Here is a 24,979-nt window from a genome sequence, read left to right as displayed (position 1 = left end):
CCGACTGGCTTGTGAAACGCTAATATTCGTCAGTCGCGTTGAAAAAAATTGAAGGCAAAGCTATGTGGTCTGAACATTCTCTGGAAGTTATTGATGCGGTTGCCAGAACCGGCAGTTTTACCGCTGCTGCGGCAGAACTGCATCGCGTGCCCTCTGCCGTCAGCTATACCGTACGTCAGATGGAGGAGTGGCTAGCCGTTAGCCTGTTTGAGCGGCGGCACCGCGACGTGGTGCTGACCGAAGCCGGGCGCGTATTCAGCGAAGAGGGCAGAGTTGTCATCAAAAAAATGCTCGCCACGCGTCGGCGCTGTCAACAGGTGGCTAACGGCTGGCGTGGGCAGATTAATATCGCGGTCGATCGTATTGTCCGTCCGGCGCGTACCCGGCAGCTGGTGGTGGATTTTTACCGCCACTTCCCGGATATGGAGCTGCATATTACGCCAGAGGTTTTCAACGGCGTTTGGGATGCGCTGGCGGACGGGCGCGTCGACGTGGCGATTGGCGCGACGCAGGCTATTCCTGTCGGCGGGCGTTTTGCTTTTCGCGATATGGGAAGTTTGAACTGGCGCTGTGTCGTGCTGGCCGGGCATCCGCTGCTTGGCCACAGCAGCCCGTTAAATGAAGAGTTGATACGCGAGTGGCCATCGCTGGTGCTGGAGGATACCTCCAGAGCCTTGCCAAAGCGCACCACCTGGACGCTGAATAACCAGCGGCGGCTGGTGGTGCCGGACTGGGATAGCGCGTTTGACTGCCTGCGCGCCGGATTATGCGTGGGTATGGTACCAGGGCACTTTGCTCAGCCGTGGCTGGAGCAGGGGGTGTTGTGCGAGCTGCCGCTTGCCGCCCCTTTTCCCGATAGCCCGTGCTGCCTGAGTTGGTCAGAGCAGAGCGTCTCCCCGGCGTTAAGCTGGCTGCTGGAACATCTGGGCAGTACCGAAACGCTTAACGCCGAGTGGCTAAGTGAAACCGTACCAGGGTGACGTTGCGCAACATCACCCTGAGGATTAACGACGATAATCGCGGAATGGGCCATCGGCCACTGAACGGCGCTCAATCAGCGAAGGGTGCACCTCAATGGTCTGAGGCTCTTCACGCTTGCTGGTAATTCTGTCGAGCAGCATATCAAAGGCAGTTTCACCCAGACGCTCTTTTGGCTGGTGGACGGTGGTAAGCGCCGGCGTGAAGTAGCGCGCGTTGCGCACGTTGTCATAACCGATCACCGAAATATCCTGTGGCACACGCAGGCCCATCTCATCAGCGGCACAGATAGCCCCCATTGCCATGATATCGCCACCGCAGAAGATCGCCGTCGGGCGCTGCTTCTGTGACAAAATCTGCTGCATGGCGCGGTAGCCGGATTCCGGTTCGAAGTCACCCTGCACCAGCCACTCATCGCGCAGGCTGATGCCGGCTTCGTTAAGAGCCTTGATAAAGCCAGCATGGCGGCCGCCGCCGGTGTTGCGCTCCAACTGCCCCGGGATCGCGCCAATATCACGATGCCCACGTTCAATCAAATAGCGCCCGGCAAGGTAGCCACCTTCGAAAGCGTTATCCAGTACGGTATCAGTGAAGTCGCCGCGCGATTCACCCCAGTCCATCACCACCATGGGGATATTACGATTGTCTTCCAGCATGGAAATCAGCTCATCGGGGTATTCTGAGCACATCACCAACAGGCCATCAACGCGCTTTTGCGCCATCATCGACAGATAAGCCTGCTGCTTCTGGATGTCGTTGTGCGCATTGCCGAGGATCAGCGTATAACCTTTAGCAAAGCAACGGTTTTCAATGGCTTCGATAATCTCGGCAAAATAGGGGGCTTCGCTGGACGTTGCCAGCAGGCCAATAGTTTTGGTGTGGTTAACCTTCAGACTACGTGCAACGGCGCTGGGAGAATAGTGCAATTCTTTGATTGCCGTCCATACCGCTTCACGCGTCTCTTCAGCTACAAAGCGCGTTTTATTGATTACATGGGAAACGGTGGTGGTGGAAACACCGGCGCGCTTTGCCACATCCTTAATTGTTGCCATTAAACTCGTACTCCTGGCGTTATCGTAACACTCTGATAACTAATTGGTTAAACGTTTGCCTAAACACCGCCATTTCTGGCCGCCCAGAATAATGATGGATGCTGTCTCAAAGGGTCAGGATGGGGTTAAATCGTCCGTAGAGTGACATGCGGTGCTGAGTAAAATCACTTCCGTGCTTGTTGCGCAACGGAAAAGAGGAATTCTAGCAAGGCTGCGCAAAGAAAACGAGATTTTTACGGGCTACTGTGGGAAAATCTATTGGCTTACTTTAAACAGGGTTATTAAGGGGGGGGAAATGAATACCGATATGAAAATGACACTGCTGACGGTTGTGGGTTCACTGCTGATGATTATTGCGTTTAGCATCACGGCAGTAATGCACTAAGTTTCACCGGGAGGAGGTCGCTCCTCCCGTTCTCTTTAGCGTTTAACGAATGGTTTTCGGTGTCATCATGCGCCGGGCACCAATGTAGTGCTCCTGCCAGTAGTCTTCCGTCAGCGCGCTCACCTGGATATCTTTGCCGGTGCGTGGTGACTGGATAAATTTCCCACCGCCCAGATAGACGCCCACATGGTCGGCAGTGCCGCGACCATTAATGCGGAAAAATACCAAATCGCCTTTTTCCAACTCATCGCGTTTGATCGAGGCCGCGTCACGCAGGTGATACATCTCATTCGCGGTACGTGGGATCTTGAATTTCACTAAATCTTTATAGGCATACCAAACCAGCCCACTGCAGTCGAAGCCGGTTTTTGGCGAGGTTCCGCCCCACTGGTAGGGTTTCCCTAGCTGACCCATCAGTTTATTCATCGCTGTCTCACGAGCTTTCTGATAGCGCGCGCGGTGAGCTTTGCTCAGCTTGAGCGGCGCATTGGTACTCTCTGCTACGCGCGATTCGAGTTTTTTATCTGCGCGCTGGCGACCGTAGCGTTTTTTGCCTTCGTTCTTAGCCAGCTTTTTAGCCGTGGTTTTGTTTTTTGCGACGTTAATCTTATTTACCGGCTCAGCAGCAGGTTTCTTTTTCAGCTTAAGTTTCTGCGCAACGGTTGTACGCGTGGTTTTGGCTGGTTGTTTACTTTTTTTGCTGAGGGGTTCTTTGACTTTTTTGGTTGAGGCGGCTTTGACCGGGCGGCGTTTACGCCGGTCATCCTTACTGGCAGCGCTGCTATCAACTTTATGTTGATTTGCATTAATAGGAGCATGTGGCGATGCGTGCGCCAGGTTAAAAAATAGCTGAGCAAAGGCCAGCAGAATGAGTGTGATGAGTGAACGCATTGTTCTCATTAACAGTTTGTGCGCTGCAAAACACTGCAACACAGCCAGAAAAAGTGATTTCTGCGCTAAAGCAGAAGGTTGACCCGATTCTAATCTAACTTCTTAACAAAAGGTAAGGTCTTTTTTGTTTCAATAATACAGATCAAGTAAACGCTTTGAAATTGAGCACAATCAGGTGGTTAAGTCAGCGGTTACTGCACTTTCGCGCATGACAGAGGGAGAATTGATGATAAGAAAATGTTATTTTGTCACCATCACCTGTTCCACGACAGCGCACAAGCTGACGCTGTTGCTGAAAATGTCATTTTCATCGCCTGGACAGAATCGCTACAATAACTAAACACGAAGTATCGTATTGAGGAAGGCATTTATGAGTACTGTTGAAAAAATTCAGCGCCAGATCGCAGAAAACCCGATCCTGCTGTATATGAAAGGCTCCCCGAAACTGCCAAGCTGCGGCTTCTCCGCGCAGGCTGTTCAGGCGCTTTCAGCTTGCGGCGAGCGTTTCGCCTATGTTGATATTCTGCTGAACCCGGACATCCGTGCTGAAATGCCGAAGTATGCCAACTGGCCGACCTTCCCACAGCTGTGGGTTGACGGTGAGCTGGTCGGCGGCTGCGATATCATCATTGAAATGTACCAGCGCGGCGAACTGCAGAGTCTGATTAAAGAAACTGCGGCAAAATATCCGAGCGAAGCGTCTGAATAAGCGTTAAAGCTTGAGAGTGCACCCAAAATAAAAACCGGAGCCAAATGGCTCCGGTTTTTTTTATCTTTCAATCAGCGCGTTTAAGCCTGCTGTTGATCATCGGCGCTGGCGGGCAACGGCCAGCCGCCCAGACGTTTCCAGCGATTAACCAGTTCACAGAACAGATCCGCGGTCTGCAGCGTGTCATACAGTGCGGAGTGTGCCTGGGTATTATCAAAAGCGATGCCGGCAGTGGTGCAGGCTTTAGCCAGAACGGTTTGCCCCAGCACCAGACCACTCAATGCCGCCGTATCAAAGGTGACAAACGGATGGAAAGGGTTGCGCTTCAGGCTGGCGCGCTCGGCGGCGGCGTTCATAAAGTTCAGGTCGAAAGTTGCGTTGTGTGCCACCATGATCGCCCGGTTACAGCCCTGATCCTTCACGCCTTTACGCACCAGTTTGAAAATCGCATGCAGCGCTTCGTACTCGCTCACTGCGCCGCGCAAAGGGTTGTTCGGGTCGATGCCGTTGAACGCCAGCGCTTCGGGTTGCAGAACTGAGCCGACAAAGGGTTCGACATGGAAGTGCAGCGTCTCATCTTTTTCCAGCCAGCCATTGTCGTCCATCTTAAGCGTGACCGCAGCGATTTCCAGTAAAGCGTTAGTTTTGGCATCAAAACCGGCGGTTTCAACGTCAATCACCACTGGATAAAAACCGCGAAAACGGCTGCTCAGGGTGTTCAGTTCATTCGATTCAGACATCGGCATCTCATAGGCGGAAAAAAGGCAGCGCACATTATGGCAAATTTCACTGCAGGATGCAGCAAACAGGAAGGGAGAGGGTGCCAAAAAGGCACCCTAAACAATTAATTGCCCAGACCGTGACCAGCATGTTTGTTTTCGATCAGTTCGATTTTATAACCGTCCGGATCTTCAACAAAAGCAATAATGGTACTGCCGCCTTTTACCGGGCCGGCTTCACGGGTGACATTGCCACCATCATTACGAATGCGGTCGCAGGTGGCGGCACAATCGTCTACGCCCAGTGCGATATGACCATAAGCATTGCCGAGGTCATACTTATCTACGCCCCAGTTATAGGTCAGCTCGATAACGGCACCTTCACTCTCTTCGGTATAGCCGACAAACGCGAGGGTGTACTTATATTCGGTGTTTTCACTGGTGCGCAGCAGCTTCATGCCCAGCACCTTAGTGTAAAAATCAACGGAGCGTTGCAGATCGCCAACGCGCAGCATGGTGTGAAGTAAACGCATAACATCCTCATGTATCGGCGCCATCGGTGGATGACGTAAAAAATCCAGTATAGCGGTTATAGCAACCGCTGCGAACCCTTAGCCCAGAACCGGGTAATCGGTATAGCCTTTTGCACCGCCACCGTAGAAGGTTTCCGGCTGTGGTTCATTCAGTTCAGCGTTCTTTTTCAGGCGCTCGACCAAGTCCGGGTTGGCAATGTAGCTGCGGCCAAAAGCAACGGCGTCGATCAGGCCCTGTTCAATCAGCGTTTCCGCTTTTTCTGCGGTGTAACCGCCGGCTCCGACAATCACGCCAGGGTAAACGGCACGGATAGCCTTACGGAAGCTCTCGCTGTATGGCTTCCCGCCCGCCCAGTCTGGTTCAGAAATATGCAGATAGGCAAGTTGGCGTTTTGCCAGCTCAGCAATGTAATACAGTGCGGCTTCTTCCTGATCTTCACCATTGTCCAGTCCATTAAACGGGCCCAGAGGTGAAATACGGATAGCGATGCGGTCTGCGCTCCAGGCGGCGATCGCGGCATCAACCACTTCCAGCGCGAAACGCGTGCGATTTTCGATGCTGCCGCCGTACTGGTCGTCACGCTGGTTTGAGGCAGGGGACAGGAACTGATGGATCAGGTAACCGTGAGCGCTGTGCAGCTCAACCAGGTCAAAATCAGCTTCGCGAGCGTTGCTGACTGCCTGACGGAAATCATTGACCACACCGGCCACTTCTTCGGTTGTCAGGGCGCGTGGCGTCGAGGTGGCTTCGCGCATGGCGTTACCCGCGTCATCACGCAGTGAAGTGCGCGTTTCAGCATTAATGGCGGAAGCCGATACCGGCGCCGCGCCCTCAGGCTGCACGCTAGTGTGCGAGATACGTCCGGTGTGCCACAGCTGAACGGCACTGTGACCGCCATCCTGATGAATACCTTCATTGATGGCTTTCCACATGCCGATCTGTTCAGCCGAATGTAAGCCTGGCGCACCGGCATAGCCTTTCGCCTGCGCACTGATCTGTGTGGCTTCGGTAATAATTAATCCTGCGCTGGCGCGCTGACGGTAATATTCGCCCATCAGCGGAGTCGGGATATCACCGGGTTCAATACTGCGCAGACGCGTCAGCGGTGCCATAAAAATGCGGTTCGGCACGGTGATTGCGCCGGTTTTGAGAGGGGTGAACAGTTTTTTCAGTTCCATAACTTACTCCTGGTAGACCGGTCGACTAGAAAAGGTGGTTTTTTTACGCTTCGCGTAGAATGCGTGTCATTTCCTGCCATGCGTTGAGCAACGGCGCATTGTCACGGCAGATTTTACTTTGCAGGCTGGCTCCCAGCCACAAAGTGTATAACGTTACTGCGCACTGGGAGCAGTTGATTTCGGCTGACAGCGTACCCTGCTGCTGCGCTTTCATCAGCGCCTTGACCAGCGTGGCCATCAATGCTTCAGACCCGGCATGCAGCGCGCTGCGCATCGCTTCAGAGAGATCGCAGACTTCGGCCGACAGCTTAACCGACAGGCACCCGGCGAAGCTGCTCTCCTGGCAGAACGAAAGCGACTGCTGATAGTAATCCAGTACGCGCTGACGATAGCTTATCTGATGATCATTGAGATAGTCAGACAGGCGCTGATGATAGCGGGCGAAGTAACGCTCAAGCATCGCCACGCCGAACGCTTCCTTAGAAGGAAAATAGTGATAGAACGACCCTTTAGGCACTTCTGCCTGTTTCAGCAGCGCGATCAGGCCCATACCGTTGAAGCCGCACTGCAGGCAGAGCTGTTCGCCGGTATTGAGCAGATGCTCTCTTGTGTCAAAGCGGGTCGTTTTATTCATCGCAGCAGGGTACTAGACCGAACGGTCGCATTCAACCCTTTATACCCCTTGCCGGCACGAACGGATCATGTCCAGCTTCGGCTGATACTCTTTAGTTTCTATGTTAAGCATCCCCAGCAGGGTATGAAAAATATTGTCCTGCGAGACATCATCCTGCTCAGCCTGCTGTTTCAGACACTGCTGATTAATGCCAAACGTACTGGCATAGTCCGGCGACATCCACAGCAGCAAGGGAATATGCGTTTGCTGACTGGGCGCAAAGAGATACGGCGCGCCGTGCAGATACATGCCACGCTCGCCAAGTGATTCACCATGATCGGAAAGATAGACCATCGCCACGTTGAATTTATCGCTGTATGACTTTAGCAGGCTAATGGTGCTGTCCAGCATCGAGTCGGTATAGAGGATCGAGTTGTCATAGGTGTTGACCAGTGCCTGATGGTCGCAATCCTGAATCTGATTGCTGTCGCAGGTTGGCGTGAACTGGCGCATTTCAGCGGGATAACGCAGATAGTACGCCGGGCCGTGGCTGCCCATCTGATGCAGAACAATTACTGCGTCATCCTTCACGCTGTCAATGTAGTTATTCAGTCGGTGCAGCAGAACATCATCAAGGCAGTAATCGCTTTTACACAGTGCGGTGACGTTCCATTTGGTCATATCGGTATGCGGTACGCGATTGCAGGCGCCTTTGCAGCCGCCATCATTTTCACGCCACATTACGGTAACGCCCGCATGGGCCATCACATCGAGCAGGCCTTCCTGATGGCGGGCGAGGCTGGCATCATAATTTTCACGCGGCATATTAGAAAACATGCAGGGTACAGAGATGGCAGTTTCCGTGCCGCACGAGGTGGCATGCTGATAATAGATGACATTATCACGCTTGAGTTTTGGATTCGTCTCGCGGGCATAGCCGCCAAGTGAGAAGTTTTCTGCCCGCGCAGTTTCACCCAGCACGAAAATAACCAGGGTCTTTTTCTTTGCCCCGAGAATAACAGGACCTTTTTTGGCATCTTCGCCAATTTTGACCAGCGTCTGATCGCCAGCAAACCAGCGATTATCCACATAGTGGCCGATGCCGCTGACCACATTCGCCGGGGTGACCATTTTTACCAGCCCTTTGTTATTGCGGATCATTGAGGCGTAGTCTTTATAGAAGAGCGCCGCGGCCAACAGTATTAGCACCACGGCAGCAAGAGAGGTCACGGCGCGCCATGCAATGGCCATCCACCACGGACGATTGTTCTCAATTTTTGTCAGGCAGAGCAGGGCAACAGGTAAAGCTGCAAGCAGCAGCATCCACACCAGATAGCGCAGGTTGAACAGTGCGGTCGCTTCCTGCACATCCGTTTCAAATACGTTCTGGATCATATTGGTATCGATCACGGTACCGAAACTGTAGATAAAATAGTTGGCCGCTGCGCCCGCCAGAATCAGCACAGCCAGCAGCGGTTTACGCAGCCACGGTAAAGCCAGCACGCTAAAAATCAGGGTGAACGCGCAGAACAGCACCAGTGGGATAGAGGCGGCAAACAGGTAGTCAGGAAAATGGAGGTAAGGGATGGTTTCCCAGGCCCGGACAATAAAGACACTGTTTAAAACCAGGGTAAAGAAAAGCGCAGCGATAAGATTAAACGTAATTTCGTTACAACGTAACTTAGTAAACAAGGGTTTCATGGCATTCCAAATGCAGAATAATCTTAGCGTATCATAGCCAGAAAACCTTAGGTAAACCTTAACCTTTTAACCATCGTGTGATTAGCCCACCGCAGCGGGCTGGGTAAATTAGTAAGCAACGGTAAATTGCTGGCGGATATGCTGTGGCTTTTCGATCTCATCAAGGATTGCCACCGCCAGGTCGGCGACGCTGATTGAAGCGGGCTTATCACCATTCATCAGTAGCGAGGTGTTGCCAACCCGGAATTGTGCGGTGCGCGGCCCGGGTTCAAGAAATGCCGCAGGCGAGAGATAGGTCCACTCCAGCTGGCCCTCTTCTGCCTGTAGCTGATTACGTAATGCCCGCGCTCCCAGCGCTCCGGGCTTGATATTCGCCGGGAATGCCTCAGTATCGACCAGTTCAACCCCCGGAGCGACCTCAAGACTGCCCGCACCGCCAACCACCAGCAAACGCTGCACGCCACTGCTTTTCACCGCTGTCAGAATCTGATTGCTGCCGCGCGTGAATTTTTCAAACAGGTCGCTCTCTGCCCAGCCGGGATTATAGGCGCTGATAACCGCATCCTGACCGTTAAGTACGCCGCTCAACCACTCGCTGTCGTGGATATCACCCAGTGCCTGAGTCAGATGGCTATCCACAGGCAAATTTTTGCCGGAGCGGGAAACGGCGACCACCTGGTGGCCGCGTGCCAGTGCTTCTTTAACGATGTCCGGCCCGACAAAACCGCTTGCGCCAATGATGGTAATTTTCATAGCAATGCTCCTCTGTAAGTGTGTATTGCACTCTACAGCTTAACAAGCAGAGCGATAAGTGGCATATTTATGCTTTTATAATGAAGTAATACTTACTAATCATGGAAAAACTCAACCGTATGGCGGTGTTTGCCACCGTGGTCAGGGAAGGTTCTCTTGCGGCGGCAGCACGCTGCCTGGCTATGTCACCCTCTGCAGTCAGTCAGCATTTGCGCGCGCTTGAGCAGGCGGTCGGCGTGCCGTTGCTGCACCGTTCGACCCGTAAGCTGACGCTATCCGAGGCCGGTGCAGCATTCTATCCGGGCTGTGAGGCGATGCTTAAAAATGCCCAGGAGGCGGAGCAAAGGCTGGCTGAGATGCGTGATACCTTGACCGGGGAGCTGCGCATCAGTTCTACGCCGGGGATCGGTGGCCAGCCACTGTGCAGTGCGCTATCACCGTTACTGCAGCAGCATCCCGGCCTTCGTCTGCGTATTATTGCCACCGATAACGTGCTGGATATGATTGAACATCGCATTGATATTGCGCTGCGTTTTAGCCGCCAGTTGAGCGATGCCAACATCATTGCTCACCCGCTGGCTGAGTGGCCGATGGTGATCTGTGCGGCACCGGCTTACCTTACCCGTTATGGCGTACCGGAGACGCCGCAGGCACTGTCAGCGCATCGCTGGATCCACGGACACCACTCTCATCGCCACATCGACTTCCATCATCCGCGTGAAGGCGAGCTGACCCTGCGTCTTGCCGAAGGGCAGGTGGTTAGCGACAGTATGCACGTGATGCGCGCTTTTACCGTGGCGGGAATGGGGCTATCGCTTCAGCCGCTGCAGGAAATTCAGGAAGAGCTGCGTAGTGGTCAACTAATGCTGCTGTTACCGGAGTGGCGTGCGGCGCCGCTAAAATTAACGGCGCTGACGCTCGAACGGGTTTTACCGGAAAAAAGCCGCCAGGCAATACGCGCATTGCGCGATTATTTCAGTAAAAACCACCGCGTCACGCTTGCAGACATCGACTGAGCCGTCTTCAATAAATATCAGGTAGAGCAATCAGGAGTTAGGGTGGCTGAACAACTTGAGTTTTTCCCGGTACCCAGTCCCTGCCGCGGGATCTGCCAGGCGGACGATCGCGGATACTGCCGGGGCTGTCTGCGCAGCCGCGACGAGCGGTTTAACTGGATGAAATTCAGTGATGCGCAAAAGCGCGAGGTACTACGCCTGTGTCGCCAGCGCTTTCTGCGGCTGCAGAGAGTGGGCGCGGCAGCTGCACCTGACGAACCGGAACAGCCAACGCTGTTTTGACGGTAAGCTTGACGGCAACGTGCTTCCGGTGCGGAGTGATGGTGTATCATGCGTTTAGTCATTTCGCTAACGGAGAGTACAGATGTTACAACGCGTGCAGATCGCCCCACAGGGCCCGGTTTTTTCCCGCATGGTGATGGGCTACTGGCGGCTGATGGAGTGGGAAATGACCTCGCAGCAGCTGGTCAGTTTTATCGAACAGCACCTTGAGTGCGGCATAACTACTGTCGATCATGCCGATATCTATGGCGGCTATCTGTGTGAAGCTGAATTCGGTAAAGCGCTACGTTTGCAGCCTCAGCTGCGCGAGCGTCTGGAGCTGGTGACCAAATGCGGTATTGCCACTACGGCGAACCCAGACCACAAGCTTGGCCACTACATCACCGATGCTGCGCATATTATTCAGAGCGCCGACAACTCCCTGCGTCACTTTAATACTGATTATCTCGATTTGTTGTTGATCCACCGCCCCGATCCGCTGATGGATGCGGACGAGGTGGCCAGTGCCTTCCTGCAGTTGCATCAAAGCGGCAAGGTTAAGCACTTTGGCGTCTCCAACTTTACTCCCACGCAGTTTTCCCTGCTGCAGTCGCGACTACCGTTTACGCTGGTCACCAATCAGGTGGAGATTTCCCCGGTTTATCAGCCCCTTCTGTTGGACGGTACTCTCGACCAGTGTCAGCAGCTGCGCATTAAACCCATGGCGTGGTCATGCCTGGCGGGTGGTAAAATGTTTACCGGCGCGGAATATCAGCCGTTGCGCGATGAGCTCAAGCTCATTCAGCAGGAAACCGGAGCCGAAACGATCGAGCAGCTGATTTATGCGTGGATACTGCAACTTCCTTCGCAACCATTACCGATTATCGGCAGTGGGAAAATTGAGCGCGTGCGCAGTTCAGCTGCTTCAACACAGATAACGCTGAACCGCCAGCAGTGGTTCCGCATCCGTAAAGCTGCACTGGGATACGACGTACCTTAAACTCTTATATCCAGTGAAATGCCTTCGCCAGCAGGCCTGTCATGCCAATGGCGAGGGTAATTAACGCTCCGAACAGCAGCCTGAAATCGGCACGCGCATCGTTTCTTAGGATGCCGATTTCTGCTTTAAGTTCGGTGCGCATACTGCGCATTTCACAACGCACCAGGCGAAACTCTTCCTGGGTTTCCGCACGCAGTTCTTCCAGCTCCTGGCGTTTAACCAGCCCCGAAATGTCTTTCACCAGACCCAACTGGCCCTGCTGCAGCGCGCGAATATCGAGTTTCATTTCCTGCTGCGACTGCTTCATTTCCTGCTGTGAAACATCCATTTTCTGAAATGAAATTTTCAGCTCCTGCACCGAAAAATCAGTCGCCTGCTGCGCCTGTTTCAGCTCGTGCATTGAAGACGCCATCACCTGTTGCGTTTGCTTCACGTCCTGCAGCGATAAATCAGTCGCCTGCTGCGCCTGTTTCAGCTCGTGCAGTGATGACGCCATCACCTGTTGCGTTTGCTTCACGTCCTGCAGCGATAAATCAGTTGCCTGCTGCGCCTGTTTCAGCTCGTGCAGTGATGATGCCATCGCCTGTTGCGTTTGCTTCACGTCCTGCAGTGATAAATCAGAGGCCTGCTGCGCCTGTTTCAGCTCATGCAGAGATGACGCCATCACCTGTTGAGATCGCTGCATTTCTTGCTGTGAAAGCCTGATAACCGTTAAATCATCGTGCGAGTGTCTGTTTTTCATCCCAGTATGCATCTCATCCTCCCTGAACACGGTGTCGTTCTCCGTCGGCTATTTTATGCTCACTGGCGAGGAGATTAAACCTGTCTGCGTAAAAATAATACCGCCTGTTATTAATTTTCAGAGCGACTGCGCAAAAACTGGGTTTAGCCCTGTCTGAGCTGTGACAACGAACAGAGTAAGCGCCAGATAATGCCCGCCAGTTCCGTTTCCTGTTCTTCCTGAGCACGGCTCAACATATCAATGCGCTGCTGCAGCGTGTTGAGCGTGTCATTGAGTGAAACGTGATGAACACCGCGCTCGCTGATGATGGTTTGCAGATCCTTCAGAACCGCATCGCGGATTTGCGCCAGTTCAGGCGTTCGAGGGCGCCATTCGCGCAGCTGCCAGGCGATATGCGAACAGTTCAGTAGTACCACTCCCCAGCGCAACAGCCACAAACGGGCCTGATCGTCACGGCTGTTATTGAGCTGGTCAATGCGGTGGTAGATCAGTGACTCAAAACTGTCCTGATTGAGCCGTGGGTGCCTGCCTAACTGGTCAACGAACTCCCGGCGTAGCGAACGGATGTGGCGCCGACTGCGGCGTTTGTCCGAGCTGGGGCGAAGAATATGAAAGGCTATCCAAACCAGCATCACGCCGCAGACTTTGGCCAGGTTATCATTGATAAAGCTTTGATAATCATAGGTGGGTGGATTAGTTACGGCGAGGAAAGAGCCCATAAAGACGATCAGCTGACCCCAGAGTGCCGCCCGTTTTTTTTGCTGAAGTTTGAACAGTTGTAAAGTTAGCAGCAGTGGAAATAGCACAATAAGGAATTGCCACAGAACGTTAACCTGCACCATCAGGCCAAACTTCATGACAAAGCTGAATATCGACAGCAGGCCAAGGGTTTTTAACAACAGCGAAACGCTGCTGGTAGGGGAAGGGGATGATGAGTAAAGCACGCAGCTAATGGCTGCCAGCGTCAGGGCTGACGGTCCCGACTCCCACTGAGTGGCGATAGAAAAACTACATCCCAGTAAAATAACGCAGAAAGTGCGTAAGGCATTCCACCCCGCTTCGGCGCCATCGGCCTGGCGCGCCAGTGGCGGTGAGGGGGGAGGCGAAAGCCAGGCCTGGCTATCTGCGCGTTCAAACTGTCGTAACCAGCGCGAGATATTCAGATACAGCCAGCAGAAATAGCGTAAACGATTCCAGAAAGCACGATGCCGATAATCCGTGCGGTCCTGCGGAGCCGCAGAGCGCAGAATTTGTGCCAGCCGGTATTTGTCAGCATCCCCACGGGCTAACTCGGCCAGCATCTGATGCATAGCGCTAAACAGCACCTCGGGCGGATTTTCCCACAGTAGCAGCATTCGCCGCAGGCTGGAGATGACGCTGGTCAGGCGCAGCTGCTGGTGGAGGATATAGTTGAGTACATTGTTTTGCCGCCGAAAACGATAATGGCTCCAGAATGCCTGAATACGTAACAGGTTCATCGTCAGGATCTGGCCGATAACGTTCTCATGGGCTTGGCGGATATTGTCGGTGCTTTCACGCTGCAACAGCAGGGTAGCGTGATCCAGCAGCTTGCCGTGCATCTCTTTCAGCGAGCGAATCAGCGAATCACCATCTGAGGTGCTGGGCAATATCATCATCATCAGGCCGCCGCAGAGGATCCCGGAGATAACCTCGCAGACGCGCGCCTGAGCGATAGTCCAGATATCATCGATTTCAACCACGTTGACGCTGGTAAACGCGATAATTGCTGCAGTATAACCCGCCAAAGAAAAAGCATAAGCGACGTTATTTTGATAATGATTCGACACCCAGGTGCAGAGCGCCAGCCAGCCAGCAATGGCCACAGCAAAAAGCCATGGGTCGTTCAGGGTATGCCCGGCAATAATCAGCGCGGCAGCGGCCCCTAGCATGCTGCCGACAATACGGCCCAGGCTTTTACTGATTACGCCGCCCAGGGTAGGGAAACTGACTACGGCAGCGGAGGTCATTGCCCAGTAGGGTTCATCCAGCTGTAATCCGTAAGCGATGCTCAGCGCCAGACACATGGCAATCGCGTTGCGCAGGGCATAGCGCCATTGGCCACTCGTGGCTTTGATCCACGGAAGTTGCTGCCATTCCAGCCAGCTAAAATTCATCAGGGCCTCAGTGCTGGATCGAAATGGTACAGGTTGTTCCGGCAACCAGCGATGCGTCCGGAGGGACGTTCGCAAGCTTTATTCGCACGGGAACACGCTGTGCCAGCCTGACCCAGGGAACATTCGGTTTGATATCCGGCGTCAGCCCGCTGTCAGTTTCTACACTTTGATCGTAGATAGCCCGGCCAATGCTTTGCACGGTTCCCGCGAGTTGACGGTCGTCGCTGTAGAGACGAATATTGGCCTGCGCACCGGGTTTGATGTGGCGCAGCTTGGTCTCTTCAAAATAGCCGACAACATAGAAAGAGTGGCTATCGACCAGCACAAACAGGGGCGTTCCGGTGGTGGCGTAATCGCCGATACGCGTAGCCAGATTATTAATCCAGCCATCGGTGGGCGCATAAACCACCGTTTGTGACAGATTCCACTTAGCCTGATCCAGCTCCGCCTGCGCAGCTTTCGCGGCTGAATCCATCGATTTTGCCTGCAGGTTGGCCGCATCGAGATCTTCTGCGGAAATCACATTACGCGGCAGGTTCTGGCGGCGGCGGGCTTCATGCTCTGCTTTGACGAGGTCAGACTGCGCCTGCGCCAGCTTTGCCTCTGCATTGAGCACGGCAATCCGGAAAGGTTCATCATCCAGCGTGAACAGCCGCTCCCCTTTGTGAACAAACTGGTTGTCCTCAACGTCCAGCTTCTCAATTCGTCCGGAAACCTGCGGCGTGATGCTCACCAGTTCAGCACGAACTTTGCCATCACGCGTCCACGGCGACTGCATGTAGTAGTTCCACATCCACCAGCCCGCCGCGATCGCAGCAGTGAAAAAAATCAGGGTTGAAAAGTACTTCAGTGAACTCAGTTTCATAGTCTTACCCGGTGATGAATAGCCACAGCGAAGCTGCTACGCAGAGAATGAACAGCGAGAGATCCAGTAGCGTGGGGTGCCAGATTTCACCTGAATACATCCAGTCTCGCAGCAGGGGGTGAAGCAGCAGCCAGATGAAAAAACCGAGTAAAACGGCTTTAAACAGCGGTGGAAAATAGAGCGAAGCACCCAACACCAGGTCGGTGAAGGGACTTGCTGAGGGCAAAAGTGATGTTATCAAACGCTGAATCCTTCTTCCCGGTGCGTTGCAGGCGACCGACAACTTAATACGACATCTCTAAGGATGGATTTGTATTTTGTCCTGTAAACTCGCAGAATAGTCTAGAATGAGGCGTGATAGCTAGCAAGCTAATTATAAGGAGTTGAAATTGGATACCCCCTTGGGAACCGACCTTGCAAGATTAGTACGCATCTGGCGTGCTCTGATCGATCAGCGACTCAAGCCGTTGGAGCTGACGCAAACCCACTGGGTTACGTTGCATAATATCCATCAGCTTCCGCCTGAGCAGTCGCAGATTCAGTTAGCAAAAGCCATTGGTATCGAACAGCCTTCTCTGGTACGCACGCTGGACCAGCTTGAAGAGAAAGGTTTGATTACGCGCAGCACCTGCGCCAGTGACCGCAGGGCGAAACGCATCAAGCTGACACAACAGGCCGAGCCGATTATCACTCAGGTTGAGCACGTTATTGACGCCACTCGCGATGATATCCTCGCGGGCATTTCGCAGGCGGAGATCGACAAGATGGTGACGCTGATCGCCAGGTTGGAAAAAAATATCCTTGAACTTCAGGGAAAAGACGAATAAAAAAACCGGCTCTCAGGCCGGTTTTTTTATCATACGAGCGGATTGCGGATTAGCGTGGGGAAACGGTGACCTGGCTGCCGTTTGACGCCATGGAAACACGCTGGCCAACGGCATAACGGCTGGCTGCCTGTTTCTGTACCACCATGATGGTGTTGCCATCATCCTGACGGATTTCCAGCTCTACACCCTGGCTCTTGTTCAGAGAGCCCTGCACGCCCTGGCCTGCTACACCACCCGCCACGGCACCGGCTGCCGTGGCAAGGCTGCGCCCGGTACCGCCACCGACGGTGTTACCAAGGAAACCACCCAGCACTGCACCACCAATCGCCCCGATAATATTGCTATCATCGCCACCCTGGATCTGTACCGGACGCACAGAAACCAGCGTGCCATAGGTCACTCTCTGCACCTGTTTCGCTTCAGAGGCACTGTAAACATCACCGGAAAGGGTGTTGTCATTCACACAGCCAGCTAGCGTCATCCCGGCAAGCGCCACCACGACTAAACGCTTCATCATAATAGAACTCCTATCTGTTACAGGTGCTGCCAACCATAGCAGCGGTCAATAGCATTATTATATGGCACAACCGGCACGTTACTCACTAATAGTTTGTAAAAGCACCGCAGAAACATAATGCAACGCGATTAAACGTCGCTTCAATCACAACATAAAATGCCAGATAAATTTCATCGCCAATTAAAGATGCCTAAATCATAGAATTGCGGCGTTAATTTTGCCAGGCTGGGAGCATGAAACTCACACCCGGGTAGGGGTAAAGCATGAATTCAGGGCGCTACATTGGCGTGATGTCCGGTACCAGTCTTGATGGTATTGATGTGGTACTGGCCGCCATTGATGGTCAGATGGTGGCACAGCAGGCAAGCTACAGTCATCCTATCCCTCAGGAACTGCGCTTGCAGATCCTTGCGATATGTCAGGGACAGTCGCTAACGCTTTCACAATTAGGCCAGTTGGATACCCGCCTGGGACGACTGTTCGCCGAGGCCGTGCAGGCGTTGCTGAAACAGCAGGGGATCGCCAGCGAGGAGATTGTCGCCATAGGTTGCCACGGGCAGACGGTGTGGCATGAGCCGCTGGGGGATGCGCCAAACACTCTGCAGATCGGTGACAACAACCAGATTGCTGCCGCGACGGGGATTACGGTAGTGGGCGATTTCCGCCGCCGCGATATGGCCCTTGGCGGGCAGGGTGCGCCGCTGGTCCCGGCGTTTCATCACGCAGTGCTCAGCCATCCCACCGAGCGGCGAATGGTGCTGAATATCGGTGGCATCGCCAATCTTTCCCTGTTACTGCCGGGCAAAACGCTGCGCGGTTTTGACACCGGTCCCGGCAATATGCTGATGGACGCCTGGGTCTGGCGTCAGCAGGGGCTGCCATACGATAAGGATGGCGCATGGGGAGCATCGGGCAGCGTAGTCTGGCCGCTGTTGCAGCAGATGCTGAGCGACCCGTACTTCGCCCTGGCCGCACCGAAAAGCACCGGACGAGAATACTTCAACCTCAGCTGGCTGGAACAGCAACTCTCCACCTTCCCGGGGCTGGCAGCGCAGGATGTGCAGGCGACGCTGGTGGAACTGACCGCCACCACGATTTGCGAGCAGGTATTGCTGAGCGGCGGTTGTGACCGTCTGCTGGTGTGTGGCGGCGGCGGGCGTAATCCACTGCTGATGGCGCGCATTGCGGCGCAGCTGGCGGGAACCGAAGTCAGCAGCACGGACGAGGCAGGGATCGGCGGAGACGATATGGAGGCGCTGGCATTTGCCTGGCTAGCCTGGCGCACGCTGAGCGGCCTGCCGGGCAATCTGCCCTCCGTTACCGGCGCGCGCGAAGCCTCTGTTATCGGGGCAATATTCCCGGCAAACCGTCCAATTCGCTGATTGCATCGTCTGAAACGGCACTCTACCCTGACTGCAGAGTGGAGAACTAACAAGGAGTGAATGATGAAAAAGTGGTATCTCGCAGGCTTACTGGTTGCCCTGTCCGGCTGTAGCTATTTCCAGCCAGAGGATCAAGAGCAGGTGCAAACACTGCATTATACCTGTGGCACCCTGCCGCTGACGGTGAAGCTGGATAACAGCAAAGAGGAAGTGAGCCTGATTCTGGACGGTGAACAGCTGGTTCTGAAGCAGCAGGTTGCGGCTTCCGGCACCCGCTACAGTGACGGTCATTATACCTTCTGGTCAAAGGGCGAGAGTGCCTTTGTTGAGCGCAACGACCGAATAATTATTAACGACTGTCAGCAGGTTCCAGCCCGTTAACTGATTGAAATATTGCAGGGTGCGGCGCACAATGCCGTATCCCTCACTACTCAGAAGCCGCAATGATGACCGACAGCGATCACCTGCAACAAATAGCCCATCTGCGCCGTGAATATACGCGCGGTGGCCTGCGCCGCAAGGATCTTCCTGAAGACCCGTTGAGCCTGTTTGAACACTGGCTTAACCAGGCGGTTGAGGCTCAGCTGCCGGATCCGACGGCCATGAGCGTCGCGACCGTAGACGAGCAGGGCCAGCCCTATCAACGTATCGTGCTGCTCAAGCATTTCGATGCTCAGGGTATGGTGTTTTATACCAATCTGGGGAGCCGCAAAGCGAAGCAGCTGGAAACCAATCCGCGCATCAGCCTGCTGTTCCCATGGCATATGCTGGAGCGCCAGGTGATGGTGCTGGGCAGCGTGGAACGCCTGTCGACGCTGGAAGTGGTGAAGTATTTCCACAGCCGCCCGCGCGACAGCCAGCTCGGTGCCTGGGTGTCAAAGCAGTCGAGCCGTATTTCGGCGCGTGGCGTGCTGGAAGGCAAGTTCCTCGAGCTGAAGCAGAAGTTTCAGCAGGGCGAGATCCCCTTGCCGAGTTTCTGGGGTGGCTACCGCATCAAAATCGACTCAATGGAGTTCTGGCAGGGGGGGGCTCACCGCCTGCATGACCGATTTTTCTACCAGCGCGAAGGCGATGCGTGGAAAATTGACCGCCTGGCACCGTAAACACGAAATAATGCCGCTAAGCGCTGGACCAGCCCGATCCCGCGCTTTATTCTATACCCCTTATTTTTTCTCCGCGTTTCAGCGGAAAGCTGTGTACCAGCCCAGGTGCAGACTTTTTTTACATGGAGTCTTAGATGGCCAGCAGTAACCTGATCAAACAATTGCAAGAGCGGGGCCTTGTTGCCCAGGTAACGGACGAGGAAGCGTTAGCAGAACGACTGGCACAGGGGCCAATCGCTCTCTATTGCGGTTTCGATCCGACTGCCGACAGCTTGCATTTGGGGCATCTGGTGCCGTTGCTCTGCCTGAAGCGTTTTCAGGATGCCGGACACAAGCCTGTGGCACTGGTCGGTGGGGCTACCGGTCTGATCGGTGACCCGAGTTTTAAAGCGGCCGAGCGCAAGCTGAACACCAGCGATACCGTGAATGAGTGGGTGGAAAAAATCCGCCACCAGGTAGCACCGTTCCTCGATTTTAACTGCGGTGACAACAGCGCCATTGCGGCCAATAACTATGACTGGTTTGGCGGCATGAACGTGCTGACCTTCCTGCGTGATATCGGCAAGCATTTCTCTGTGAATCAGATGATCAACAAGGAAGCCGTTAAGCAGCGCCTGAACCGCGATGACCAGGGGATCTCCTTCACCGAATTCTCTTACAACCTGCTGCAGGGCTATGACTTTGCCTGCCTGAACGAGCGTCACGGCGTGGCGCTGCAGATTGGGGGTTCCGACCAGTGGGGCAACATTACCTCCGGCATCGATCTGACGCGCCGCCTGCATCAGAATCAGGTCTTTGGCCTGACCGTTCCGCTGATCACCAAGTCAGACGGCACCAAATTTGGCAAGACCGAAGGTGGCGCAGTGTGGCTGGACGCGAAGAAAACCAGCCCGTATAAGTTCTATCAGTTCTGGATCAACACCGCTGACGCTGACGTTTATCGCTTCCTGAAGTTCTTCACCTTTATGAGCATTGACGAGATCAATGCGCTGGAAGAAGAAGACAAAAACAGCGGCAAAGCACCCCGCGCCCAGTATGTCCTGGCCGAGCAGGTCACCAGACTGGTGCACGGCGAAGAGGGCCTGGTGGCGGCTAAACGCATCACCCAAAGCCTGTTCTCCGGCGCACTGAGCGAGCTGACAGAGCAGGATCTGGCGCAGCTGGCGCAGGACGGTATGCCGGGCGTGGAGCTGGAGTCCGGTCAGGATCTGCAGCAGGCGCTGGTTGATTCTGAACTGGCCCCCTCCCGCGGGCAGGCGCGCAAACTGATTGATGCCAAATCCGTCAGCATTAACGGCACGCTGCAGACTAACGCCGAGTATGCGTTTAGCGCTGATGACCGCCTGTTCGATAAGTACACGCTGCTGCGCCGCGGTAAAAAGAACTACAGCTTAATCAGCTGGAAATAATAAAATCGGTCGGGGTTTTGCTCCGTCCCTAAGCCGGTTAACGCCGGCTTTTTTAATGGCAAGAAAGGTCAGGTTAGCGCGATGAAAAACATTCTCTCCATCCAGTCTCATACGGTCTTTGGTCATGCGGGTAACAGCGCAGCAGAATTCCCCATGCGTCGCCTTGGCGCAAACGTTTGGCCGCTGAATACCGTACAGTTCTCCAACCATACTCAGTACGGCCACTGGACCGGTTCCGTGATGCCGGCCAGCCACCTGACGGACATCGCGCGCGGGATTGGCGATATTGACCGCCTGAAAACCTGCAATGCCGTGCTTAGCGGCTATCTTGGCTCTGCCGAGCAGGGCGAAGCTATCCTTGAGATCGTGCGCATGGTGAAAGCCGCCAATCCGGACGCCTGGTATTTCTGTGACCCGGTGATGGGGCATCCGGAGAAAGGCTGTATTGTGGCGCCGGGCGTGGCGGAGTTTCATACTCATGCCTCACTGCCAGCCAGCGACATCATTGCGCCAAACCTGCTGGAGCTGGAAATGCTCAGCGGCCGTCAGGTGGCGGACGTGGCAGAAGCGGTAGCAGCTGCACGCGAACTCATTGCCCGTGGGCCAAAAGTCGTGCTAATTAAGCATCTGGCGCGAGCCGGCTATCGCAGCGATCGCTTTGAAATGCTGCTGGTGACGGTCGATGAAGCCTGGCACATTGCCCGCCCGCTGATCGATTTCGGCGTGCGCCAGCCGGTTGGCGTGGGCGACCTCACCAGCGGGCTGCTGCTGGTCGATCTGCTGCACGGCCTGTCTCTCCAGCAGGCGCTGGAGCACGTGACGGCAGCGGTGTATGAGGTGATGCTGAAAACGCATCAGATGGGCGAGTATGAACTGCAGCTGGTTGCGGCGCAGCAGGCGATTGCCGAACCGCAGCAGCACTTTGCCGCGGTAAAACTCTAAGAGAAACGGGCAGGGCAGAAATGCGCCTGCCCGTTTTGTTAATTCAAGCCTTCCGCTTTCAGGGCCGCCGCCACCGCAGGCCGCGCCGCAACCCGTTCAAACCACTCGTTAAGTGCAGATAACCCGCTCAGATCCAGCTTGATGGCATGAGCCCAGCGCGTCACGGTAAACAGATAGGCATCGGCGACGGTGAAACGCAGCCCCAACAGCCACTGCTTCTCCTTCAGCTCATTATTCACGTACTGGAACTTCTGCAACAGCTGTTCCCGCGCCAGGGTTTTTACCTCTTCAGGCGTGGTGGGGCGAAACAGCGGGCTGAAGCCTTTATGTAGCTCGGTCGCGATAAAGTTGAGCCACTCCAGCGTGTGGTAACGGGTCAGGCTGCCTGCCGGTGCCAGCAGCTGGCGGTCGGATTTCAGGTCCGCCAGATACTGCACAATCGCCACGCCCTCGGTCAGTACCGACCCGTCATTCAGCTCCAGCGCCGGGACCTGACCCTTCGGGTTGATCAGCAGGTAATCTTCCCCCTGCTCGGTGGTTTTAGCCTTCAGATCGACATTCACCAGCGTAAAATCCAGCCCGGTTTCCCGCAGTACAATGTGAGGTGACAGCGAACAGGCTCCGGATTTGCAGTACAGTTTCATCACTTGCTCCTTATCGTCAGTGGCGCAGATCCCTTCAGCTTAACCCTGGCTGGTCAAAAAGCCAGCACAACCTTGAGTGGCCAGGCAAATTAATTGCTGATTATTTAACCCAGCGCAAGCTCTCAATCTCCGGCAGCCTGGTGCGGGCCAGATCCCAGAATGCGCGCACCCGCGCCGGCATATATTTCACATTTTGCGCCACCAGCTGGACCGGAACCGCCGGCGGGCGATATTGCGCCAGCACCTCGCTCAGTACACCCGTTTGCAGGTCGTCATAAACCTGGTAGGAGAACAGACGCGCAATGCCTTTACCTGCGCGGCAAGCGACAAGCTGGGTTTCCACGTCGTTGACCGTCACCCTGGGGGTGATGCGCACGCGTTCCTGCTGGGCCTCGGCGCGAAAACGCCACTCTCTTTGCTGAGCAGGGATCGTCCCTGCAATAAGCGGGTGATCTGCCAGCTGTCCGGGTATTTCAGGCGCACCGCGGGTCGCAATATAGTGCGGGCTGGCGACCAGCACGCGCTGCACGTGGCCGACCTCAGTCGCCACCAGCGAGGAGTCGCGCAGCTGTCCAATTCTGACGGCCATATCCAGCCCCTGCTCAATCAGGTCCTGGTAACTGTCACTCAGCATCAGCTCAATCTGGATATCGGGATAGATCGCCATAAAATCCAGCAGCAGCGGCGCAATATGCTTACGGCCAAACATCACGGGCGCGGTTAAACGCAGCTTACCGCTCAGCTGATTGCGGGTGGTGCTTTCTAAGACCTGCTGATAATCCTCCAGCAGCACGGTTGCACGCTCATACAGGGCTATCCCGGCTGGAGTCGGCGACAGACGCCGGGTGGAGCGTTCTATCAGGCTGAGGGCAAAACGGCTCTCCAGCGCCGCCAGCGTGCGCGTAATCGCCGGAGCAGAGCGCTGTAATTTGCGTGCGGCGGCGGCCAGGCTGCCCTGCTGCACCACGGCAACAAACACCGCCAGCTCGTCCAGTTTATCCATCACTGTTCCACTTTTTGTAATTATGAATTGTTATTTTTGCCCGTTTACGCCGATTTCAGCAAGAGTAAGCTTAATCAATTCAAACCGAGGAGATGACAATGACAGGCTTAACTTTATATGGCACCGAGCTATCCGGGCACGTTCATCGCGTCAAACTGCTGCTGAGTATGCTGAACCTCTCTGCGGACTGGGTAGAAGCCGATGCTGGCTACAGGCAAAGCGCGCAGTTCCTCGCGCTTAACCCGCTGGGCCAGATCCCGGTGCTGGTGGAGGGTGAGACGGTGATTACCGACAGTAATGCCATTATGATCTGGCTGGTAAAACGCTATGCCCCCGCAAGCGGCTGGCTGCCGCAGGAGTTGTCGCAGGAGGTGGCGGTGCATCAGTGGCTGGCAAAAGCGGCTGGCGAGATCCGCTACGGCGTGGCGTCGGCTCGCCTGATTAAGCAGTTTGGCGTGGCGGAAAACTACGACTCAGCGCGGGCGGTGGCGGCAAAATTCTTACCCCAGCTGGAAGCGCACCTGAGCAGCAGGCAATGGCTGGTCGCCGAGCGTGCAACCATTGCCGATCTTGCCTGCTATGCCTATGTCGCCCGTGCGCCAGAAGGGGGCATTTCGCTGCGTCACTATCCCGCAATCCAGCGCTGGCTTCAGCGTATTGAGGCGCTGCCGGGCTTTGTCGCACTCCCGGCACTGCCGCTGCCGGCGGAGGAGTGAATATGTTCCATCGGGGGGAGCAGCAGGCGCAGGAAAAGGCCGGGTATCAGCGGGTGAAAGCGGCGATCTACCCGACGATGCCGGAGCAACATCGCCTGTTTTATCAGGGGCTGCAGACCTTTTACCTCACCTTTGCGGGTGCTGACGGTTATCCGGTTGCCGCGCTGATTCAGGGGGCGCAGGGGTTTATTGCCACCCCGGATGAACAGCATCTGGATATTTCGCGCAGCGCGCTGCATAACTTGCCGTATCTGCCCGCTATCCAGCCCGGCATGCCGTTTGGCGGGCTGGGCATCGACCTGTCTAACCGGCGGCGAAATCGCGTCAACGGGGTGGTTGAGCGTATTGACCAGCACAGCATGCGCATTCGCGTGCAGGAGAGCTTTGGTAACTGCCCGCAGTATATTCAGCGACGGGTGCTGCCACCCCCTGACAGCAGGCGTCAGCCAGGGGTGGAGCCTCTTGCCGCGCTGGATGCCGATGCACGCTATCTGATCGCCGCTGCCGACACCTTTTTTGTCGCCAGCCACGCCAGGCGCGCAGGAGGGGTGGGCGGCGCGGATATTTCCCATCGTGGAGGAGTGCCGGGATTCATAACCCTCAGCGGAGGTAAGCTGCTGATCCCGGACTACAGCGGCAATCGCTATATGAATACGCTGGGTAACATACTGCTGGAGCCGCGCGTGGCGCTACTGGTTATGGACTTTCAGCAGGGAGCGGCGCTGCATATTCAGGGGCGGGCGGAAGTGTTGTGGCAGCGGCCGGGAGAGGGGCGGGTAGAACGCTTCTGGACGCTGGCACCGCAGCGCATCCTGCGCCTGCGTCAGCTGCTGCCCGCGGCAGGGTTGAGCGTGGAGTATGCGGATTCTTCGCTTGCAGCGGGCGACGAGCAATAAAAAAGGGC

At 55.1% G+C, this 24,979-nt stretch carries 29 protein-coding genes; 14 read left to right on the top strand and 15 right to left on the bottom strand.

All coding sequences use genetic code 11. The annotated features are described in order from the left end of the window. The first annotated feature begins 62 nt into the window (after positions 1–62). On the top strand, positions 63–980 hold the full coding sequence (gene punR / locus ID864_RS17905) for a DNA-binding transcriptional activator PunR (protein WP_048916163.1): 918 nt from the start codon (positions 63–65) through the stop codon (positions 978–980). Between the two features lie 24 nt (positions 981–1,004). Here the strand turns inward: punR and purR are convergent, their stop codons facing one another. Continuing rightward, the gene (gene purR / locus ID864_RS17900; protein WP_048916162.1) at positions 1,005–2,030 is read right to left on the bottom strand and encodes an HTH-type transcriptional repressor PurR; all 1,026 of its coding nucleotides are present in this window, start codon (positions 2,028–2,030) and stop codon (positions 1,005–1,007) included. 295 nt (positions 2,031–2,325) lie between these two features. Between purR and cydH the strand changes: the two genes are divergently transcribed. Beyond that, entirely contained in the window at positions 2,326–2,415 is a 90-nt protein-coding gene (cydH, locus tag ID864_RS17895; RefSeq protein WP_099754901.1) for a cytochrome bd-I oxidase subunit CydH, read from the top strand. A gap of 42 nt (positions 2,416–2,457) precedes the next feature. On the opposite strand, the gene ID864_RS17890 is transcribed toward cydH, so the two are convergent. Next, on the bottom strand, positions 2,458–3,306 hold the full coding sequence (locus ID864_RS17890) for a C40 family peptidase (RefSeq protein WP_048916161.1): 849 nt from the start codon (positions 3,304–3,306) through the stop codon (positions 2,458–2,460). A 370-nt stretch (positions 3,307–3,676) separates the two neighbouring features. On the opposite strand from ID864_RS17890, the gene ID864_RS17885 reads away from it, so the two are divergent. After that, entirely contained in the window at positions 3,677–4,015 is a 339-nt protein-coding gene (locus ID864_RS17885; RefSeq protein ID WP_048916159.1) for a Grx4 family monothiol glutaredoxin, read from the top strand. 80 nt (positions 4,016–4,095) lie between these two features. Here ID864_RS17885 and rnt read toward each other — a convergent pair whose 3' ends face one another. From rnt to ID864_RS17855, 6 genes are all read right to left on the bottom strand, one after another. After that, positions 4,096–4,755 (bottom strand): ribonuclease T, encoded by a 660-nt coding sequence (gene rnt, locus ID864_RS17880; protein ID WP_048916158.1) that lies wholly within the window; start codon positions 4,753–4,755, stop codon positions 4,096–4,098. Positions 4,756–4,859: 104 nt separating this feature from the next. After that, a complete protein-coding gene (gene gloA, locus ID864_RS17875) occupies positions 4,860–5,267 on the bottom strand; it encodes a lactoylglutathione lyase (RefSeq protein WP_048916160.1) in 408 nt (135 codons plus the stop codon). A 78-nt stretch (positions 5,268–5,345) separates the two neighbouring features. Then, positions 5,346–6,446, bottom strand: coding sequence for an alkene reductase (gene nemA, locus ID864_RS17870; RefSeq protein ID WP_048916157.1), 1,101 nt, complete (start codon positions 6,444–6,446; stop codon positions 5,346–5,348). A gap of 43 nt (positions 6,447–6,489) precedes the next feature. Further along, positions 6,490–7,080, bottom strand: a complete 591-nt coding sequence (locus ID864_RS17865; RefSeq protein WP_048916156.1) for a TetR/AcrR family transcriptional regulator — start codon at positions 7,078–7,080, stop codon at positions 6,490–6,492. 39 nt (positions 7,081–7,119) lie between these two features. Then, entirely contained in the window at positions 7,120–8,760 is a 1,641-nt protein-coding gene (eptA, locus tag ID864_RS17860) for a phosphoethanolamine transferase EptA (protein WP_191150026.1), read from the bottom strand. 108 nt (positions 8,761–8,868) lie between these two features. Next, complete coding sequence (locus ID864_RS17855) at positions 8,869–9,513, bottom strand: NAD(P)-dependent oxidoreductase (RefSeq protein WP_191150025.1); 645 nt, start codon at positions 9,511–9,513, stop codon at positions 8,869–8,871. A gap of 101 nt (positions 9,514–9,614) precedes the next feature. On the opposite strand from ID864_RS17855, the gene ID864_RS17850 reads away from it, so the two are divergent. From ID864_RS17850 to ID864_RS17840, 3 genes are all read left to right on the top strand, one after another. Then, on the top strand, positions 9,615–10,529 hold the full coding sequence (locus tag ID864_RS17850) for a LysR substrate-binding domain-containing protein (protein WP_048916151.1): 915 nt from the start codon (positions 9,615–9,617) through the stop codon (positions 10,527–10,529). A 42-nt stretch (positions 10,530–10,571) separates the two neighbouring features. Further along, positions 10,572–10,811 carry a DUF1289 domain-containing protein gene (locus tag ID864_RS17845; protein ID WP_048916150.1) on the top strand — a complete coding sequence of 80 codons (240 nt, stop codon included), beginning with the start codon at positions 10,572–10,574 and terminating at the stop codon, positions 10,809–10,811. Positions 10,812–10,893: 82 nt separating this feature from the next. Next, positions 10,894–11,790, top strand: a complete 897-nt coding sequence (locus ID864_RS17840; protein WP_048916149.1) for an aldo/keto reductase — start codon at positions 10,894–10,896, stop codon at positions 11,788–11,790. 4 nt (positions 11,791–11,794) lie between these two features. On the opposite strand, the gene ID864_RS23775 is transcribed toward ID864_RS17840, so the two are convergent. The 4 genes from ID864_RS23775 to ID864_RS17820 all read right to left on the bottom strand — a co-directional run bounded on the left by ID864_RS23775 (position 11,795) and on the right by ID864_RS17820 (position 15,773). After that, positions 11,795–12,475 carry a hypothetical protein gene (locus ID864_RS23775; RefSeq protein WP_224750522.1) on the bottom strand — a complete coding sequence of 227 codons (681 nt, stop codon included), beginning with the start codon at positions 12,473–12,475 and terminating at the stop codon, positions 11,795–11,797. A gap of 200 nt (positions 12,476–12,675) precedes the next feature. Then, complete coding sequence (locus ID864_RS17830) at positions 12,676–14,667, bottom strand: FUSC family protein (protein ID WP_191150024.1); 1,992 nt, start codon at positions 14,665–14,667, stop codon at positions 12,676–12,678. A gap of 7 nt (positions 14,668–14,674) precedes the next feature. Then, complete coding sequence (locus ID864_RS17825) at positions 14,675–15,532, bottom strand: efflux RND transporter periplasmic adaptor subunit (protein WP_133623525.1); 858 nt, start codon at positions 15,530–15,532, stop codon at positions 14,675–14,677. Between the two features lie 4 nt (positions 15,533–15,536). Then, the gene (locus tag ID864_RS17820) at positions 15,537–15,773 is read right to left on the bottom strand and encodes a DUF1656 domain-containing protein (protein WP_191150023.1); all 237 of its coding nucleotides are present in this window, start codon (positions 15,771–15,773) and stop codon (positions 15,537–15,539) included. 142 nt (positions 15,774–15,915) lie between these two features. Here ID864_RS17820 and slyA point away from each other — a divergent pair, with 142 nt between their 5' ends. Next, on the top strand, positions 15,916–16,359 hold the full coding sequence (slyA, locus tag ID864_RS17815; RefSeq protein ID WP_166643177.1) for a transcriptional regulator SlyA: 444 nt from the start codon (positions 15,916–15,918) through the stop codon (positions 16,357–16,359). A gap of 49 nt (positions 16,360–16,408) precedes the next feature. Here the strand turns inward: slyA and slyB are convergent, their stop codons facing one another. Beyond that, positions 16,409–16,876, bottom strand: a complete 468-nt coding sequence (gene slyB / locus ID864_RS17810) for an outer membrane lipoprotein SlyB (protein WP_048916143.1) — start codon at positions 16,874–16,876, stop codon at positions 16,409–16,411. Between the two features lie 263 nt (positions 16,877–17,139). Here slyB and anmK point away from each other — a divergent pair, with 263 nt between their 5' ends. From anmK to pdxY, 5 genes are all read left to right on the top strand, one after another. Next, positions 17,140–18,258 carry an anhydro-N-acetylmuramic acid kinase gene (anmK, locus tag ID864_RS17805; protein WP_191150022.1) on the top strand — a complete coding sequence of 373 codons (1,119 nt, stop codon included), beginning with the start codon at positions 17,140–17,142 and terminating at the stop codon, positions 18,256–18,258. Between the two features lie 60 nt (positions 18,259–18,318). Continuing rightward, positions 18,319–18,639 (top strand): MliC family protein, encoded by a 321-nt coding sequence (locus ID864_RS17800; protein ID WP_187497763.1) that lies wholly within the window; start codon positions 18,319–18,321, stop codon positions 18,637–18,639. Positions 18,640–18,704: 65 nt separating this feature from the next. Continuing rightward, positions 18,705–19,361, top strand: a complete 657-nt coding sequence (gene pdxH, locus ID864_RS17795; RefSeq protein ID WP_048916153.1) for a pyridoxamine 5'-phosphate oxidase — start codon at positions 18,705–18,707, stop codon at positions 19,359–19,361. Positions 19,362–19,495: 134 nt separating this feature from the next. Then, positions 19,496–20,770, top strand: coding sequence for a tyrosine--tRNA ligase (gene tyrS, locus ID864_RS17790; protein ID WP_048916140.1), 1,275 nt, complete (start codon positions 19,496–19,498; stop codon positions 20,768–20,770). Between the two features lie 81 nt (positions 20,771–20,851). Further along, positions 20,852–21,712: a pyridoxal kinase PdxY gene (gene pdxY, locus ID864_RS17785; protein ID WP_133623527.1), complete on the top strand. Its 861-nt coding sequence runs from the start codon at positions 20,852–20,854 to the stop codon at positions 21,710–21,712. 38 nt (positions 21,713–21,750) lie between these two features. Here the strand turns inward: pdxY and gstA are convergent, their stop codons facing one another. Continuing rightward, positions 21,751–22,356, bottom strand: coding sequence for a glutathione transferase GstA (gene gstA, locus ID864_RS17780; protein ID WP_048916138.1), 606 nt, complete (start codon positions 22,354–22,356; stop codon positions 21,751–21,753). Positions 22,357–22,456: 100 nt separating this feature from the next. Next, complete coding sequence (locus ID864_RS17775; RefSeq protein WP_191150021.1) at positions 22,457–23,359, bottom strand: LysR family transcriptional regulator; 903 nt, start codon at positions 23,357–23,359, stop codon at positions 22,457–22,459. Between the two features lie 98 nt (positions 23,360–23,457). Between ID864_RS17775 and ID864_RS17770 the strand changes: the two genes are divergently transcribed. Further along, on the top strand, positions 23,458–24,075 hold the full coding sequence (locus ID864_RS17770) for a glutathione S-transferase (RefSeq protein WP_191150020.1): 618 nt from the start codon (positions 23,458–23,460) through the stop codon (positions 24,073–24,075). Between the two features lie 2 nt (positions 24,076–24,077). After that, a complete protein-coding gene (locus ID864_RS17765; protein WP_048916135.1) occupies positions 24,078–24,971 on the top strand; it encodes a PNPOx family protein in 894 nt (297 codons plus the stop codon). Positions 24,972–24,979: the final 8 nt, after the last annotated feature.

This window comes from Erwinia aphidicola (genome assembly GCF_014773485.1).
GTDB lineage: Bacteria > Pseudomonadota > Gammaproteobacteria > Enterobacterales > Enterobacteriaceae > Erwinia > Erwinia aphidicola.
Note: the sequence above shows the minus strand (reverse complement) of the source record. Positions and strands in the feature narration are given on the sequence as shown.